Here is a 14,855-nt window from a genome sequence, read left to right on the forward strand (position 1 = left end):
GGGGGAAGCCATGTTCGAAACCCTGATCTTCGTCCTCGACAGCACCGCACGGCTTTCCACGCCGCTGCTGCTGGCTGCCCTTGCCGGGCTCTATTCCGAGCGCTCCGGCGTCTTCGACATCGGCCTCGAAGGCAAGATGCTGGGGGCGGCCTTCGCCGCCGGGACGGCAGCAGCGCTCAGCGGCTCCGCCTGGATCGGTCTTGCCGCCGGCATCGTCATCTCGGTGGCGCTGGCTCTGGTGCATGGCTTTGCCTGCATCACCAATCGGGGCAACCAGATCGTCTCCGGCGTTGCCATCAACTTCCTGGCGATCGGCCTGACGGCGCTGCTCGGCCAGGCCTGGTTCGGCCAGGGCGGGCGCACGCCGTCCGTGAGCGGAGGTGGCCGCTTCGGAGAACTGACCTTGCCGCTGGCGGAGAGCCTGCGCGATGTGCCGGTGATCGGCCTGATCTATTACGAGCTCGTGTCGGGTCACAACATCCTGGTCTATGTGGCCTTCCTTGCGGTCCCCTTCTCCTGGTGGGTGCTCTATCGCACCCGCTTCGGCCTGCGCCTGCGCGCGGTCGGCGAGAATCCCGGCGCGGTCGATACGGCCGGCATCTCCGTCACCTGGCTGCGCTACCGCGCGGTGATCTGTACCGGCATCCTGTGCGGCATCGCCGGCACCTATCTCTCCATCGGCCAGTCGGCGAGCTTCATCGCCAACATGACGGCCGGCAAGGGTTTCATCGCGCTGGCGGCGCTGATCTTCGCCAAGTGGAAGCCGGTGCCGGTGATGTTCGCCTGCCTGCTCTTCGGCTTCCTCGATGCGGTGGCGATCCGCCTGCAGGGCCAGCAGGTGCCGGGCATCGGCGAGGTGCCGGTGCAGGCGATCCAGGCGCTTCCCTACATCCTCACCGTGGTGCTGCTGGCCGGTTTCATCGGCAAGGCGGTTCCCCCTCGCGCCGGCGGCGTCGCCTATGTCAAGGAACGTAGCTGAGCGGTGCCGGCAAGGAGGATGACATGAGCCGTTTCGACGAGTTGTTCGCTGCCGCCAGCGCGGCCCGCGAGAATGCGCATGCGAAATACTCCGGTTTTCGCGTCGGCGCCGCCCTCGCCACCCGGGATGGTCGGATCTTCGCCGGCTGCAATGTGGAAAACGCCAGCTTTCCCGAAGGCTGGTGCGCCGAGACCACTGCGCTCGGTGCCATGGTGGCCGCCGGCGGCCGGCCGGGCGACGTGGTCGAAGTGCTGGTCACCGCAAAGGCGGCGCTGTGCACCCCCTGCGGCGGCTGCCGCCAGAGACTTGCCGAATTCGCCGGCGACGATGTGCCGGTGCACATCTGCGACGACACCGGGCTGCGCCGCACGCTGACCATGGCGGAACTGTTGCCGGCCCGGTTCGTTCTCAAGGACGAGGAGAGGGATATATGAGCGGCTACGGGCCGGAATGCGCGGAAACGGTCCGCGCCGCAAGACCGGGCGATTACCGCGTCGCAATGGTGCTGGGCTCCGGCCTCGGCCAATTGGCCGAGGAGGTCGAGGACGCCGTCCGCATCCCCTATTCCAAGCTCACGGGCTTTCCGGTCTCCTCCGTTTCCTCGCATGGCAGCGAACTGGTCGCCGGTCGCCTCGGCGAGGTGCCGGTGGTCGTGCTCTCCGGCCGCGCCCATTACTACGAGGGCGGCGGCGCCGACGTCATGCGTACACCCTTGGAGACGCTGAAGGCGCTCGGCTGCGACACGCTGCTGCTCACCAACGCGGCCGGGTCCCTGCGTCAGGAGTTCGCCCCCGGCACGCCGATGCTGATCAGCGACCATATCAACTGGTCCGGCCTCAACCCCTTGATCGGCGAGGAAAGCGACCGCCGCTTTCTCGACATGAGCGCCGCCTACGATCCCGACTTCCGTGCCCGTCTGCGGGCGCTTGCCAAGGACGAGGAGATTGCGCTGGGCGAAGGCGTCTACATGTGGTTCTCCGGCCCTTCCTTCGAGACGCCGGCGGAAATCCGCATGGCGAAACTCCTGGGTGCGGACGCGGTCGGCATGTCGACGGTGCCGGAAGTAATTCTCGCCCGCTATCTCGGCCTGCGCGTTGCCGCGATCTCCACCATCACCAACTATGGTGCGGGCCTGCAGGCGCACGGCCTGTCGCATGAAGAAACCAAGTCGACCGCGCTGATGGCCGTCGACGCGCTGAAGCGGCTGATCCGCCGCTTCGTCAAGGACCTTGGAAATGCCTGACATGACCTCCGCCGAGGTGGCGCGGCGCGCGCTGCCGCTGGTCGATCTGACCAATCTCGACGACACCTGCACAACGGCCGACATCGACACGCTGTGTGCCCGCGCGGTGACACCCCATGGTCCCGTCGCGGCGGTCTGCATCTGGCCGCGCTTCGTCGCCCAGGCCGCGACCCTGCTCGCCGGCTCCGGTGTGCGCGTGGCAACCGTCGTCAACTTCCCGCAAGGCGGCGACGACACGCTGGCCGTCGTCGCCGAGACCCGCCAGGCGATTGCCGACGGCGCCGACGAGATCGACCTGGTCATGCCCTATCGCGCCCTGCTCGCCGGCCGGCGCGGCTTCGCCGAGACGCAGATCCGCAAGGTGCGCGAGGTCTGCGGCGACCGGCTGCTGAAGGTGATCCTGGAGACCGGCGAGATTGGGGATGCGCTGCTCGTCCATGCCGCCTCTCTGCTGGCGATTGCCGCCGGCGCCGATTTCATCAAGACCTCGACCGGCAAGGTGAAGGTCAACGCCACCCCGGAAGCGGCGGAGATCATGCTGACGGTCATCGAGGAAGTGCGGCGCGAGGGCGGTCCCGAGATCGGCTTCAAGCCTGCCGGCGGCATTCGCACCGTCGCGGATGCGGCGGCCTATCTGGCGATCGCCGACCGTATCCTGGGGGCGAACTGGGTTTCGGCCCCGCATTTCCGTTTCGGCGCGAGCGGCCTGCTCGATGCCCTGCTTGCCGCGCTCGACGGGCGCGAACCGACCACCGCCAAAGGATACTGACCCCATGCTGGCGCAGGAACTGATCCGCAAGAAGCGCGACGGCGGCACGCTCGCCCCCGAAGAGATCGCCTTCTTCGTCAAGGGATTGACCGACGACAGCGTCTCGGAAGGGCAGGTGGCGGCGCTTGCCATGGCCGTGTTCTTCCGCGGACTGTCGCTGGACGAGCGCGTCGCACTGACACTGGCGATGCGCGACAGCGGCACGGTGCTCGACTGGTCCGACATCGACGCGCCGGTCCTCGACAAGCATTCGACCGGCGGTGTCGGCGACAATGTCTCCCTGATGCTGGCCCCCGCGCTCGCCGCCTGCGGCGCGGCCGTGCCGATGATCTCCGGCCGCGGCCTTGGCCATACCGGCGGCACGCTCGACAAGTTCGATGCCATCCCCGGTTACAAGACGCAGCCCGACAATGCACTGTTCCGCAAGGTGGTGCGCGAGGTCGGCTGCGCGATAATCGGTCAGACGCCGGATCTCGCGCCGGCCGACAAGCGCTTCTACGGCATTCGCGATGTGACCGGCACGGTCGAAAGCCTCGACCTCATCACCGCCTCGATCCTGTCGAAGAAACTCGCCGCCGGCCTGCAGGGCCTCGTCCTCGATGTGAAATGGGGAACGGGGGCCTTCATGGCGACGCGGGAGCAGGCAAGGGCACTGGCCGAAAGCCTTGTGACCGTTGCCAATGGCGCCGGCTGCCGCACGAGCGCGCTGCTGACCGACATGAATGAGCCGCTGGCCTCCGCCGCCGGCAACGCGGTCGAGATGCGCAACGCCGTCGACTTCCTGACAGGGCGGGCGGTCGACAACCGTCTGTTCGACGTCACGGTGGCGCTCGGTGCCGAAGCGCTCGTCCTTGGCGGGATCTGCGCCGATGCGCAGGAGGGGGCGGAGAAGATGCGGGAGGCTTTTGCCAGCGGTGCGGCGGCCGAGCGCTTCGCCCGGATGGTTTCGGCCCTTGGCGGCCCGGCGGACTTCGTCGAAAAGGCGGAAGCCTATCTCGCTGCCGCACCGGTGGAACTGCCGGTCTATCCGCAGGAGCCGGGCACCGTCGTCGGCGTCGACGCGCGCGCCATCGGCGTTGCCGTCGTCGAACTCGGCGGCGGGCGCCGCCGGGCCAGCGACGTGATCGACCCGGCGGTGGGCCTGGTGCACCTTGCCGGCATCGGCCATTCCGCCGACAGCGACGCCCCGCTTGCCATCGTCCATGCCGCCGACGAGGCGTCGGCGCGCCGGGCGGCGGAGGTGGTGCGCACCGCCTATCGGCTCGGCGCGCCGCGCGACGTCGAGGATCGGCCCGTCGTCGTGGAGCGGATCGCGCCGCCTGCCTGAGGCGGCCCGGATCGGCAACCGGAGTTTCGGAACTGCAACGGGGCGGGACACAACCGCCCGACAATGACAACGGGGAAACCTCATGGCACGCGCGATCCTGTGCGTCTTGGACAGTTTCGGCATCGGTGGCGCACCCGATGCCGCTCGCTTCGGCGACGAGGGCTCCGACACGCTCGGCCACATCGCGAGCGCCTGCATGCAGGGCGAAGGCGACCGCGAAGGCCTGCGCTCCGGTCCGCTCTCCCTGCCCAACATGACCGCGCTCGGCCTTGCCCGCGCGGCGCAGCTTGCGACCGGCAAGGTGCCGGCGGGCATGGACGGATCGGTCGAGCCGGTCGGCATCTTCGGCACCGCAAGCGAAACCTCGCGGGGCAAGGACACGCCCTCCGGCCATTGGGAGATCGCCGGCGTTCCGGTCGCCTTCGACTGGGGCTATTTTCCGGAAACCGTGCCGACCTTCCCTTCGGAACTGACGCAGGCGATCATCCGCGAGGCGGGCCTGCCCGGCATCCTCGGCGACACTCATGCCTCCGGCACGGTAATCATCGCCGATCTCGGCGAGGAGCATGTGCGGACCGGCAAGCCGATCTGCTACACCAGCGCCGACTCGGTGTTCCAGATCGCCGCGCATGAGGAGCATTTCGGCCTGGAGCGGCTCTACCGGCTTTGCGAGACCGTCCGCCGTCTGGTCGATCCCTACAATATCGGCCGGGTGATCGCGCGGCCCTTCGTCGGCGATGCCGTGTCCGGCTTCGAGCGCACCGCCAACCGGCGCGACTATTCGGTGCTGCCGCCGGAGCCGACCCTGCTCGACCGTGCGCTCGAAGCCGGTCGCCGGACGCTGACCATCGGCAAGATCTCCGACATCTTCGCCCATCAGGGCGTGTCGGAAGTGCTTAAGGCGGCCGGCAACGACGCGCTGTTCGACCGCACGCTGGAGGCAATGGACAGGGCCGGCGAGGGAGATCTGATCTTCGCCAATTATATCGACTTCGACAGCCTGTACGGCCACCGGCGCGACGTGCCGGGCTATGCCGCCGCGCTGGAGGCGCTGGATCGCCGGCTGCCGGAGTTGCTGGCGCGGCTGCGGCCGGGCGACCTGCTGCTTCTCACCGCCGATCACGGCTGCGATCCGACCTGGCGCGGCACCGACCACACCCGCGAGCGGGTGCCGGTGATAGGTCTGATCGAGGGCGGTTCGCCGAAGGCGATCGGCGTTCGCGACACGTTCGCCGACATCGGCGAGAGCATCGCCGCCCATCTGGGGTTGGCGCCGAGACGGCACGGCACGTCCTTCCTCTGACATCGGGAGCGGGGTCCGTCGAACTGGAGCCCGTCCGATCCTCTCGGTAGACTGACGGGGGCGACTCGGCATTGCCGATGCCCCGAAATGGAGACGCGCATGATCGCACGGTCCTTTTCCGCACCAGTGGATGGCGTTTTGACGCCGGAGATGAAGGAAGCCTATGCGCAGGACGGCTTTCTGGTGCTCACCGGCTACAAGTCGGCGGAGGAATGTGATGCGCTGAAGGCCCGCATGGCCGAGCTGATCGACGCCTTCGATCCGGACGAGCATGCCTCCGTCTTCGAGACCGGTGCCCAGAGCCACGCCCGCGACCGCTATTTCCGCGAAAGCGGCGACAAGATCCGTTTCTTCTTCGAGGAGGCGGCGTTCGACGCACAGGGCCGGCTGCAGCGCGACAAGCATGTGGCGCTCAACAAGGTCGGCCACGCGCTGCACGATCTCGACCCGGTGTTCGAGCGGTTCTCGCGCGATCCCCGGCTTGCCCGCACCGCAGCGAGCCTCGGCCTTGCCACGCCGCTGCTCGCCCAGTCCATGTATATCTTCAAGCCGCCGGAGATTGGCGGCGAGGTCAATTGCCACCAGGATTCCACCTTCCTGCACACCGAGCCGCTGTCCTGCACCGGCTTCTGGTTCGCGCTGGAAGACGCGGACGAGACCAATGGCGGCCTGCTTGGCGGGCCGGGTGGGCATCTGGCGCCGCTGCGCCAGCGCTTCCACTATGACGGCGATGCATTGGTGATGGAGCGCCTCGACGACACGCCGCTCGCCGGCGACGTGCCGCTGGTCGCGCCGAAGGGCACGCTGGTGGTGCTGCACGGGCTGGTGCCGCATCGCTCGGCACCGAACCGCTCGCCGCGCTCGCGCCATGCCTATGCGTTGCATCTGGTGGATGGTGCCGCCCGCTGGTCGCCCGACAACTGGCTGCTGCGCGCTCCGGAAAACCCGATGCGCGGATTCTGACGGTCATGCCGACACCGGCCAACCCGCGACCGCCGGTGCCCAAGGCGGAGCTGCATGTGCATATCGAGGGGGCGGCGCCGGCCGACCTCGTGCGGCGCCTGGCAAAGCGCCACGGGCAGGATGTCGAGGGCCTCTTCAACGAGCGCGGCCGCTACCTCTGGAACGACTTCTCCGAATTCCTCGCGGCCTATGACCGGGCGAGCCGGGTCTTCCGCACGCCGGAGGACTATGCGCTGCTTTCCGGCACTTACTTGCGCATGCTGGCGGCGGAAGGTGCGATCTATGCCGAGCTGACCATTTCGCCCGATCATGCCGCCGGCGCGGGCCTGGCCTATGGCGACTATGTCGCCGGCCTTGCCGCCGGCATCGAGCAGGCGCGCGCCGACACCGGCATCGAAGCGCGGATGATCGCCATCGGCGTGCGCCATTTCGGGGCCCGCGCGGTCGAACAGGTGGTGGCGCAGGTCATCTCCGCCCCGCATCCGCTGGTCACCGGCTTCGGCCTTGCCGGCGACGAGCGCCAGGGCCATCCGGCGAATTTCTCCCGCGCCTTCCGCATGGCGGCCGAGGCGGGTCTTGGCCTCACCGCCCATGCGGGCGAGGTCTGCGGCCCGGAAAGCGTCACCGCTGCGCTCGACTTCCTGCGTGTTCGGCGTATCGGCCACGGCGTGCGGGCCATCGAGGACCGGGCGGTGGTGGCGCGGATCGCGGCGGAGGGCATCGTGCTGGAGGTCTGTCCGGGATCGAATGTCGCGCTCGGCTTCTATTCCAACCTGCGCTTTCATCCGGTCAACCTGCTGCGCCGCGCCGGCTGCCGCATCACGCTCAATTCCGACGATCCGCCCTTCTTCGGCACCACGCTCGGCCACGAATACCGCAGTTGCGCGCAAACCTTCGGCTGGTCGGAGGACGAGCTGCTGACGATCACCCGTACGGCGATCGGTGCCGCCTTCTGCGATGAGGATACGCGGCGCCGGCTGGTTCTGCGCCTGTCGGAACATGCGGCACTGCGCGGCGACGGCTGAGCGGGGAAGTCGGTGGACGGCAGGGCCAAGGTCCTGCCCGCACGGTTCCGCTGGACGGCCGGTTGATCTATGACAGGAAGGGAGCCGGAGGCGGCTTCCGGAGGCGGCCGCCTCCTGACAGGGCAAGCGGAGAGGCGCGAGATGAGCGGAGCAACCGTAATCGATCACCCGATGGTGCAGCACAAGCTGACGCACATGCGGATGAAGGACACCTCGACCCAGGGCTTCCGCCGCCTGCTGCGGGAAATTTCGGTGCTGCTGACCTATGAGGTAACCCGCGACCTGCCGATCACCACCGTGGAGATCGAGACGCCGCTGCAGACCATGTCGGCGCCGATCATCGAGGGCAAGAAGCTGGTCTTCGCCTCGGTCCTGCGCGCCGGCAACGGGCTGCTGGAGGGCATGCTGGAACTGGTCCCGGCCGCCCGTGTCGCCCATATCGGTCTTTACCGCGATCCCAAGACGCTGGAGCCGGTCGAATACTATTTCAAGGCGCCGGAGGATCTGGCCGAACGTCTGGTGGTGGTCGTCGACCCGATGCTGGCGACCGCCAACTCGGCGATTGCCGCCGTCCAGCGGCTCAAGGAGCGCGGCGCCACCCAGCTCCGCTTCCTCTGCCTGCTGGCAGCGCCCGAGGGCATCGCCAAGTTCAACGCCGTCCATCCGGACGTGCCGATCTTCACCGCCGCCATCGACGAGCGATTGAACGAGAAGGGCTATATCATGCCCGGCCTCGGCGATGCCGGCGACCGCATGTACGGCACCAAATAGGGTCTTCGCCAGTCGGATCTGTTGTATTATTTTTCATTCCGAATTAAATGATCCGACCAGCCGGCGCGGACCGGATCCGGAGCGGCCGTTCGGGGAGGAGAGACATGACAGGCGAGGCGATCTACCCGGATCTGAAGGGCAGGACGGTGCTGGTCACCGGCGGCGGCGGCGGCATCGGCGCGGAGATCGTCCGCCAGTTCGCTGCGCAAGGGGCCTCTGTCGGCTTCATCGACCTCAGCGAGGAGCCCTCGCGCGCGCTTGTCGCGGAACTGGCGAGCGCCGGGGCGAGCGTCCGCTTCGCCCGCGCCGATCTCACGGACATCGAGGCGACCCGAGCGGCGATCACCGACCTGCGCGAGGCGCTCGGCCCCGTCTCCATTCTCGTCAACAACGCCGCCCATGACGAGCGCCACCGGATGGAGGACGTGACGCCCGACTATTGGGACAGCCGCATGGCGGTGAACCTCAAGCACCAGTTCTTCTGCACCCAGGCCGTGGCGGGCGACATGCGCAAGCTCGGCGGCGGTGCCATCGTCAACATGGGCTCGATCTCCTGGATGATCGGGCAGGGCGGCATGGCGGGCTACACGGCGGCGAAATCCGCTGTTGTCGGCCTGACGCGCTCGCTGGCCCGCGATCTCGGCCCCGACAACATCCGGGTCAACTGCATCGCGCCGGGCTGGATCATGACCGAGCGCCAGATCGCGCTCTGGCTTGACGAGGCCGGCGAGCGCGAGATCATGGAGCGGCAGTGCCTCAAGCGGAAGCTGGTGCCGACGGATGTCGCTCGCGTCGTGCTGTTCTTCTGCTCCGATGCCGCAGGTGCCTGCACCAACCAGACCTATGTCGTCGACGGCGGCTGGATCTGATCCCTTTGGCCAAACCGCAGGAGCAGGCATCGTGATCACTGTCTTCGGCTCCATCAATCTCGATCTCGTCGTCGCCCTGCCGCGTCTTCCCGCGCCCGGTGAAACGGTGGTCGGCCCCGATCACCAGACGTTTCCGGGCGGCAAGGGCGCCAACCAGGCACTGGCGGCGGCGCGCGCCGGGGCGAAGGTCAGGATGATCGGCGCGGTCGGCCGCGATGCCCATGCCGCCGCAGCGCTTGCCAATCTCGAGCGCGCCGGCGTCGACCTTTCCGGTGTGCGCCATCTCGACGGCAGCACCGGCATTGCCATGATCGGCGTCGACGCGAAGGGCGAGAACCTGATCATGTGCGCCAGCGGCGTCAATGCGAGGGTCGTCGCGGATTGGCTCGACGGCCGACTGGCGCGGGGCGACCTGCTGGTGCTGCAGCGTGAGCTGAGCCCGGGGCCGATCGCCGACGCCATCGGCCGCGCTCGGCTCTGCGGCGCCCGCGTGCTGCTGAACGCCGCGCCCTCCGGTGATGCCGAGCTTGCACGCCTGGTGCCGGATGTCGATGTCGTTATCGCCAATTCGGTGGAGGCAGCGGAACTGGCTGCGGCGCTCGGCGCCGGCGAGAGCCCGGTGCCGGAGACCCATTGCGCGGCGCTGTCCGGCGAGGATCGGCTCGCTGTCGTCACTCTCGGCGCGCGCGGGCTGATCGCCCAGAAGGGCAAGATCCGCTGGCGCGTTGCCGCGCCTGACGTCGACGTGGTCGACACGACCGGCGCTGGCGATGCCTTTGTCGGCGCCCTTGCCGCGGCGCTCGACCGGGGGGCGGAGATCGGCCGCGCCCTGCTGGAAGGCACTGCCGCCGGCGCCCTGGCCTGCACGGCGAACGGGGCGCAGTCCTCCTCGCCCGAGGCGGCGGCCATTGCGAAGCTCGCCGACACGCTCGCCTGCGAGACGTTTGCCGCCTGAGACCTGCCGTTCGTTTCAAAGCGGCAGCTTCCGGTAACGTGCCGGAAACCGCGTTCGCATCTGCCGATGCCGGCTTCATCCCTTGCTAAGCGTCCCGTGGCAGCGTTCCCGAGTGCGCAACGGCAAAACGGAAACAGGGGCAGGGAATGGTGGCACGCTATCTGATGATCGCCGTCATCGTCGTGGTGGCCGCCGTCTTCGCGCCGGACCTGCTGCGCGACTATTTCAAGGATGTGCCGGTTGCCGCGGCCGCGCGCCAGGAGGCGCGCGAACCTGTTCCGCCGTCGGGTCTGCGCACTCTCGTGCTGAAGGCTGGACGCGGCGGTCATTACGAGGTCAGCGCCCATATCAATGGCCGTCCGGTGCGCTCGTTGATCGACACCGGCGCCACGACGCTGGCCCTGCCTCTGGATGTGGCGGAAAAGTCCGGCATTCGCCCCGCAAAGTCGGCTTTCGTCGTTAAGGTGCGCACCGCCAACGGCGTGGCGCTCGCCGCGCCCGTCACCTTGCGCGAACTGCGCCTCGGCAGCATCCGCCTCGACAATGTCGAGGCGCTGGTGATGCCGGCGGGCGCGCTGGAACTGCCGCTGATCGGCATGTCGGTGCTCGGCCGTCTTGCCACGGTCGATATCCGCTCTGGCACGATGCGGTTGATACAGTAGCCGTCCCCGGTGATTTCGGTGTCCGTGCGGCTATAGTGTCGCGGCCCGTGCCGCGCGGCCGGGCCGTGCGAGACAGCGGGAATCACCTGAAATGAGCGTCAGTCAGTTCGGCCAGCTTGCCGATGGAACGCCGGTCGAGCGTGTTGCCATCGCGCGCGGCGAGCTCTCCGCCGCCATCATGACGATCGGGGCGGCCATCACGGATCTGCGCGTCGGCGGTCGCAACGTGGTGCTCGGCTTCGACGATTTGGCCTCCTATCTCGCACATTCCCCCTATTTTGGGGTGATCGCTGGCCGTCATGCCAACCGCATTGCCGGTGGCCGGTTCCGGCTCGACGGCGAGGAGGTCCAACTCGACCGCAACGAGCGCGGCCGCAATCACCTGCATGGCGGAGCGAACGGTTTCTCCCGGCGGCTCTGGTCCCTGCGCGAGACGGGGCCGGCGCATGTGGTGATGGCGCTCGTGTCGGAGGATGGCGAGGCCGGCTATCCCGGCCGCGTCGAGGCAACCGCCCGCTACGAGCTCCCGCGAGCCGGCGACAGGCTGCGTATCGTGCTGGAGGCGGTGACCGACCGGCCGACCCTGGTCAACCTTGCGACCCACAGCTATTTCAATCTCGACGGCTCTGCCGATGTCGGCGGCCACCTGCTGCGGATCGAGGCCGATGCCTATCTTCCCGTCGATGACGAGGCGATTCCGACCGGCGAGGTGCGCCCCGTTTCCGGAACGCCGTTCGACTTCCGCCGCCTGCGCCGGATTGACGCGGAGGGCGTGTGCGTCTCCTATGATCACAATTTCTGCCTGTCCACCGTGCCAATGGGCGAACCACGCCCCGTCGCGCGCGTTGTCGGACAGGCGAGCGGCCTTGTCATGGATGTGCTGACGACCGAGCCCGGCCTGCAAGTCTACGATGGCGGCAAGCTGGCCGTGCCCTGTCCGGGGCTGGACGGGCGCCGGTACGGTCCGCGCGCGGGGCTTTGCCTGGAGCCGCAGCGCTGGCCGGACAGTCCCAACCACAGGCATTTCGCCGGAGCCGTCCTGCGGCCGGGGGAGCTCTACCGGCAGGTAACCGAGTATCGTTTTTCCCAGATCGGGCATGAGGACCAGATGTCATGAAGACCGTGTTTTCCGCCGGACAACTCGCCCACGATCCCAAGCAGGAGATTTCCGACGGCATGTTGAAGCCGGCGGTGGAGATCCCCGCGCGCGCCGAGATGGTCCGCGATGCGGTGCTGGCCCGCGGCCTCGGCGAACTGCTGGAGCCGGAGGATTTCGGCATGGAGCCGCTCGCCCGGGTCCATGCCGCCGGCTATCTCGCGTTTCTCGAGAGCTTCTGGAGCCGCTGGACCGATCTCGGCCGCAGCGGCGAGGCATTCCCCTTCGTCTGGCCGGTGCGCGGGCTCAACATCGAGCCGGTGCCGGACCACGTCGACGGGCTGCTCGGCCGCTACTCCTTCGATGCCGGCACGCCGCTTGGCGAGCACACGTTCGTCGCAGCCCGCGCCAGCGCCAACTCGGCGTTGACGGCCGCCCGCCTCGTCGCCGGTGGGGAGCGCGCCGCCTTCGCCCTGTGCCGTCCGCCCGGACACCATGCAGCCGCCGACTATTACGGCGGCTACTGTTTCCTCAACAACGCGGCGATCGCCGCCCAGTGGCTGCGCGATGCGGGGGCCGAGCGCGTTGCCGTGCTTGATGTCGACTACCATCACGGCAACGGTACCCAGTCGATCTTCTACGACCGCTCCGACGTCCTCTTCCTGTCGATCCATGCCGACCCGCGCGAGGAATATCCCTATTTCCTCGGCCATGCGGCCGAGACGGGCAGCGGGGCGGGGGCGGGCTTCACCGCCAACTATCCGCTGGAGCTGGGCGCCGACTGGCAGGTGTGGTCGCGGGCGCTTGCCGCCGCGCTCGCTCGCATCGCCGCCTTCCGGCCCGATACGCTGGTTGTCTCGCTTGGCCTCGATGCTTACGAGAAGGACCCGATCTCCCGTTTCCGTCTCGTTCATGACGACTTCACCCGCATGGGGGCGGCGCTCGCGGGCCTCGGCCTGCCGACCGTCTTCGTCATGGAAGGAGGCTACGCGGTCGATGCGCTCGGCACCAATTGCGTCAATGTTCTGGCGGGCTTCGAGGCCGGCTGAGTCGCGTCTCTATAGCGGGAAGCCGAGATCCTGAAGGGCAGCCTTGAGGGCAGGGGCATCGGTGAAATGGATCGCATGCATGCCGACGGACTTCGCCGCTTCGACGTTCGCCAGGCTGTCGTCGATGAACACCGTGTCGGCGGGGGCGAGGTCGTTGCGCGAGAACAGCACGTGGTAGATGCGCGGATCTGGCTTGACGAGCCGTTCATGCGCGGACACGACCACGTCGATGAAGTCCTCCGCCAGAAAGGGAAAGCGGCTTTCGCATTCCGCGAATTTCTCGGACGAGAAGTTGGTGATCGCGTAAAGAGGTACGCCCGACGCCTTCAGCGATTTCAGGATCGCGACGCTGCCCGGCACCTCCCCCGGCACCATTTCGTGCCAGCGCCTGTCCCAGGCGAGGATCTCCTCGCGGTGATCGGGACGCCGCGCCAGGGCTTCGGCGATGCCGTCCGCGAAGCTGCGCCCCCGGTCCTGTTCGAGGTTCCATTCCGGCGGCAGCACCTCGCTGAGGAACCGGTCGGCCTCCGCGTCGTTGGCAAAAATGCTGCGATAGAGGAGGCGGGGGTCCCAGCGGATCAGCACATTGCCGATGTCGAAGACCACGGTGTCGGGACGGGCGCTCATGAAGGCTCACGGGATTGCGGGCGCTGCGGCCCTCGGACAAACTGAAGGAATGACGAGACTGGCGCGGCGATCCCGTTCGGGGCAAGAGGCAAATGGCGGATCGACACGCCTGTCCCGCCTCTTGTCGAGGCGCGCGGCTGCCGCGCTGCTGGCCGTGCTGGTCGCCGCCGCCTCCGGCGAGCGGCTGCGCGCCCAGGAGGACCTCCAGCAGGACATGCAGGACAACGGACCGCCACAGGTGAACGGCCCGGCTTTCCTGCCCTGGCTGGATGATACGGACACGTCCGGCCCGACCGATGCCGGCCCATCCGGTGCACATCCGGACGCCGCCGCGCCGGCCTTCGATCCGGCGCGCCTTGCCCTCCTGCCGGAGCTGCGCGTCGGCGTGGTCATGGACCCGGCAGCCGGCGATTTCGGCCGCGTCGCGCCGCTCCGGGAGGCCTTGGAGGCGGGTCTGCGCATCCCCGTGCTGCTGATCGCCTATCGCGATCTCGCCCATTTGCAGCGTGCGATCCTGGCGGCGGAGATTGATTACGCGCCGCTGTCGGCCTCGGCCTATGCCGAGGCGGATCGGGACTGCCGATGCCTGGAACCGCTGGTCGCCCCGCGTCTGCCCGACGGCGAGGCGCGCTGGCATGCGATCGTTCTGGCCCGGGCCGGCGAGGGGGTTGCGTCCCTCGCCGAGATCGCCGGACGGCGCATCGCCACCGGCCCGCGCGCGGCGTTGGGCAGCCGGTTGGCGCAGATCGCCGCCGCCGCCGCCATCGGTGTCGATCTTGGGCGGGAGGAGGCGGCGTTGATCGAGCATCCCGATCCGGTCGCGGCCGTGCTTGCGCTCATTCGCGGCGACGCGGATGTCGCCTTCGCCTGGTCGTCGCTGCAGGGTGATGCGGCCGAAGGCTATTCGAGCGGCACCTTGCGGGACCTGCGGCGACGCGCCGTCGAGACGGATGGCCTTGAGATCGTCTGGGCGTCCGAGCCGATTGCCGGTGCGCCGCATGTGGTGCGGCGCGATCTGCCGCAGGAGATTCGCCGTGCGATCGTCGCGGTGATGACGGGGAAGGAGGTGGCGGCGGCTGTCTCGAGCGGCGGCTTCGTGCCGGTGGAGGCGCGGGACTATGCGCCGGTCGCTGCCGCCTTCCCGCCGGATGCGGGCGCCGCGTCACGCGGGCGGATGACGCCGCTCGGCGGGCGCGACTAGGGTCCGGCGGCGCCGG

At 68.5% G+C, this 14,855-nt stretch carries 16 protein-coding genes; 15 read left to right on the forward strand and 1 reads right to left on the reverse strand.

All coding sequences use genetic code 11. From position 1 onward, the window contains the following. Positions 1-10 precede the first annotated feature (10 nt). From TSB10GB4_RS12815 to TSB10GB4_RS12880, 14 genes are all read left to right on the forward strand, one after another. Positions 11-979 (forward strand): ABC transporter permease, encoded by a 969-nt coding sequence (locus TSB10GB4_RS12815; protein ID WP_186386275.1) that lies wholly within the window; start codon positions 11-13, stop codon positions 977-979. Between the two features lie 23 nt (positions 980-1,002). Beyond that, positions 1,003-1,413, forward strand: coding sequence for a cytidine deaminase (gene cdd, locus TSB10GB4_RS12820; RefSeq protein ID WP_186386274.1), 411 nt, complete (start codon positions 1,003-1,005; stop codon positions 1,411-1,413). After that, on the forward strand, positions 1,410-2,222 hold the full coding sequence (locus TSB10GB4_RS12825) for a purine-nucleoside phosphorylase (RefSeq protein WP_186396079.1): 813 nt from the start codon (positions 1,410-1,412) through the stop codon (positions 2,220-2,222). The genes cdd and TSB10GB4_RS12825 overlap by 4 nt, the downstream gene beginning before the upstream one ends. After that, entirely contained in the window at positions 2,215-2,991 is a 777-nt protein-coding gene (gene deoC / locus TSB10GB4_RS12830; protein WP_186396080.1) for a deoxyribose-phosphate aldolase, read from the forward strand. The genes TSB10GB4_RS12825 and deoC overlap by 8 nt, the downstream gene beginning before the upstream one ends. Before the next feature lie 4 nt (positions 2,992-2,995). After that, complete coding sequence (gene deoA, locus TSB10GB4_RS12835; RefSeq protein ID WP_186396081.1) at positions 2,996-4,318, forward strand: thymidine phosphorylase; 1,323 nt, start codon at positions 2,996-2,998, stop codon at positions 4,316-4,318. Between the two features lie 82 nt (positions 4,319-4,400). After that, positions 4,401-5,621, forward strand: coding sequence for a phosphopentomutase (locus TSB10GB4_RS12840; RefSeq protein WP_186396082.1), 1,221 nt, complete (start codon positions 4,401-4,403; stop codon positions 5,619-5,621). A gap of 99 nt (positions 5,622-5,720) precedes the next feature. Further along, positions 5,721-6,584: a phytanoyl-CoA dioxygenase family protein gene (locus TSB10GB4_RS12845; protein WP_186396083.1), complete on the forward strand. Its 864-nt coding sequence runs from the start codon at positions 5,721-5,723 to the stop codon at positions 6,582-6,584. Between the two features lie 5 nt (positions 6,585-6,589). Next, positions 6,590-7,609 carry an adenosine deaminase gene (locus TSB10GB4_RS12850; protein WP_186396084.1) on the forward strand — a complete coding sequence of 340 codons (1,020 nt, stop codon included), beginning with the start codon at positions 6,590-6,592 and terminating at the stop codon, positions 7,607-7,609. A gap of 141 nt (positions 7,610-7,750) precedes the next feature. Beyond that, positions 7,751-8,380: a uracil phosphoribosyltransferase gene (upp, locus tag TSB10GB4_RS12855; RefSeq protein WP_186386267.1), complete on the forward strand. Its 630-nt coding sequence runs from the start codon at positions 7,751-7,753 to the stop codon at positions 8,378-8,380. A 104-nt stretch (positions 8,381-8,484) separates the two neighbouring features. Then, positions 8,485-9,249 (forward strand): SDR family NAD(P)-dependent oxidoreductase, encoded by a 765-nt coding sequence (locus tag TSB10GB4_RS12860; RefSeq protein WP_186396085.1) that lies wholly within the window; start codon positions 8,485-8,487, stop codon positions 9,247-9,249. Between the two features lie 31 nt (positions 9,250-9,280). After that, positions 9,281-10,204 (forward strand): PfkB family carbohydrate kinase, encoded by a 924-nt coding sequence (locus TSB10GB4_RS12865; protein ID WP_186396086.1) that lies wholly within the window; start codon positions 9,281-9,283, stop codon positions 10,202-10,204. Positions 10,205-10,350: 146 nt separating this feature from the next. Then, positions 10,351-10,866: a TIGR02281 family clan AA aspartic protease gene (locus TSB10GB4_RS12870; protein WP_186396087.1), complete on the forward strand. Its 516-nt coding sequence runs from the start codon at positions 10,351-10,353 to the stop codon at positions 10,864-10,866. 91 nt (positions 10,867-10,957) lie between these two features. Next, positions 10,958-11,983, forward strand: a complete 1,026-nt coding sequence (locus TSB10GB4_RS12875; RefSeq protein WP_186396088.1) for an aldose epimerase family protein — start codon at positions 10,958-10,960, stop codon at positions 11,981-11,983. Then, positions 11,980-13,011 carry a histone deacetylase family protein gene (locus TSB10GB4_RS12880; RefSeq protein WP_186396089.1) on the forward strand — a complete coding sequence of 344 codons (1,032 nt, stop codon included), beginning with the start codon at positions 11,980-11,982 and terminating at the stop codon, positions 13,009-13,011. The genes TSB10GB4_RS12875 and TSB10GB4_RS12880 overlap by 4 nt, the downstream gene beginning before the upstream one ends. A gap of 9 nt (positions 13,012-13,020) precedes the next feature. On the opposite strand, the gene TSB10GB4_RS12885 is transcribed toward TSB10GB4_RS12880, so the two are convergent. Next, positions 13,021-13,638, reverse strand: a complete 618-nt coding sequence (locus tag TSB10GB4_RS12885) for an HAD family phosphatase (protein ID WP_186396090.1) — start codon at positions 13,636-13,638, stop codon at positions 13,021-13,023. A gap of 121 nt (positions 13,639-13,759) precedes the next feature. Between TSB10GB4_RS12885 and TSB10GB4_RS12890 the strand changes: the two genes are divergently transcribed. After that, positions 13,760-14,839, forward strand: coding sequence for a phosphate/phosphite/phosphonate ABC transporter substrate-binding protein (locus tag TSB10GB4_RS12890; RefSeq protein WP_186396091.1), 1,080 nt, complete (start codon positions 13,760-13,762; stop codon positions 14,837-14,839). Positions 14,840-14,855: the final 16 nt, after the last annotated feature.

The organism is Stappia sp. TSB10GB4, assembly GCF_900185745.1.
GTDB lineage: Bacteria > Pseudomonadota > Alphaproteobacteria > Rhizobiales > Stappiaceae > Stappia.

Excerpts from the sequence above, each read along its gene's own strand:
- TSB10GB4_RS12815 (WP_186386275.1), top strand. The coding sequence starts at position 11 with ATGTTCGAAACCCTGATCTTCGTCCTCGACAGCACCGCACGGCTTTCC.
- cdd (WP_186386274.1), top strand. The coding sequence starts at position 1,003 with ATGAGCCGTTTCGACGAGTTGTTCGCTGCCGCCAGCGCGGCCCGCGAG.
- TSB10GB4_RS12825 (WP_186396079.1), top strand. The coding sequence starts at position 1,410 with ATGAGCGGCTACGGGCCGGAATGCGCGGAAACGGTCCGCGCCGCAAGA.
- deoC (WP_186396080.1), top strand. The coding sequence starts at position 2,215 with ATGCCTGACATGACCTCCGCCGAGGTGGCGCGGCGCGCGCTGCCGCTG.
- deoA (WP_186396081.1), top strand. The coding sequence starts at position 2,996 with ATGCTGGCGCAGGAACTGATCCGCAAGAAGCGCGACGGCGGCACGCTC.
- TSB10GB4_RS12840 (WP_186396082.1), top strand. The coding sequence starts at position 4,401 with ATGGCACGCGCGATCCTGTGCGTCTTGGACAGTTTCGGCATCGGTGGC.
- TSB10GB4_RS12845 (WP_186396083.1), top strand. The coding sequence starts at position 5,721 with ATGATCGCACGGTCCTTTTCCGCACCAGTGGATGGCGTTTTGACGCCG.
- TSB10GB4_RS12850 (WP_186396084.1), top strand. The coding sequence starts at position 6,590 with ATGCCGACACCGGCCAACCCGCGACCGCCGGTGCCCAAGGCGGAGCTG.
- upp (WP_186386267.1), top strand. The coding sequence starts at position 7,751 with ATGAGCGGAGCAACCGTAATCGATCACCCGATGGTGCAGCACAAGCTG.
- TSB10GB4_RS12860 (WP_186396085.1), top strand. The coding sequence starts at position 8,485 with ATGACAGGCGAGGCGATCTACCCGGATCTGAAGGGCAGGACGGTGCTG.
- TSB10GB4_RS12870 (WP_186396087.1), top strand. The coding sequence starts at position 10,351 with ATGGTGGCACGCTATCTGATGATCGCCGTCATCGTCGTGGTGGCCGCC.
- TSB10GB4_RS12875 (WP_186396088.1), top strand. The coding sequence starts at position 10,958 with ATGAGCGTCAGTCAGTTCGGCCAGCTTGCCGATGGAACGCCGGTCGAG.
- TSB10GB4_RS12880 (WP_186396089.1), top strand. The coding sequence starts at position 11,980 with ATGAAGACCGTGTTTTCCGCCGGACAACTCGCCCACGATCCCAAGCAG.
- TSB10GB4_RS12885 (WP_186396090.1), bottom strand. The coding sequence starts at position 13,638 with ATGAGCGCCCGTCCCGACACCGTGGTCTTCGACATCGGCAATGTGCTG.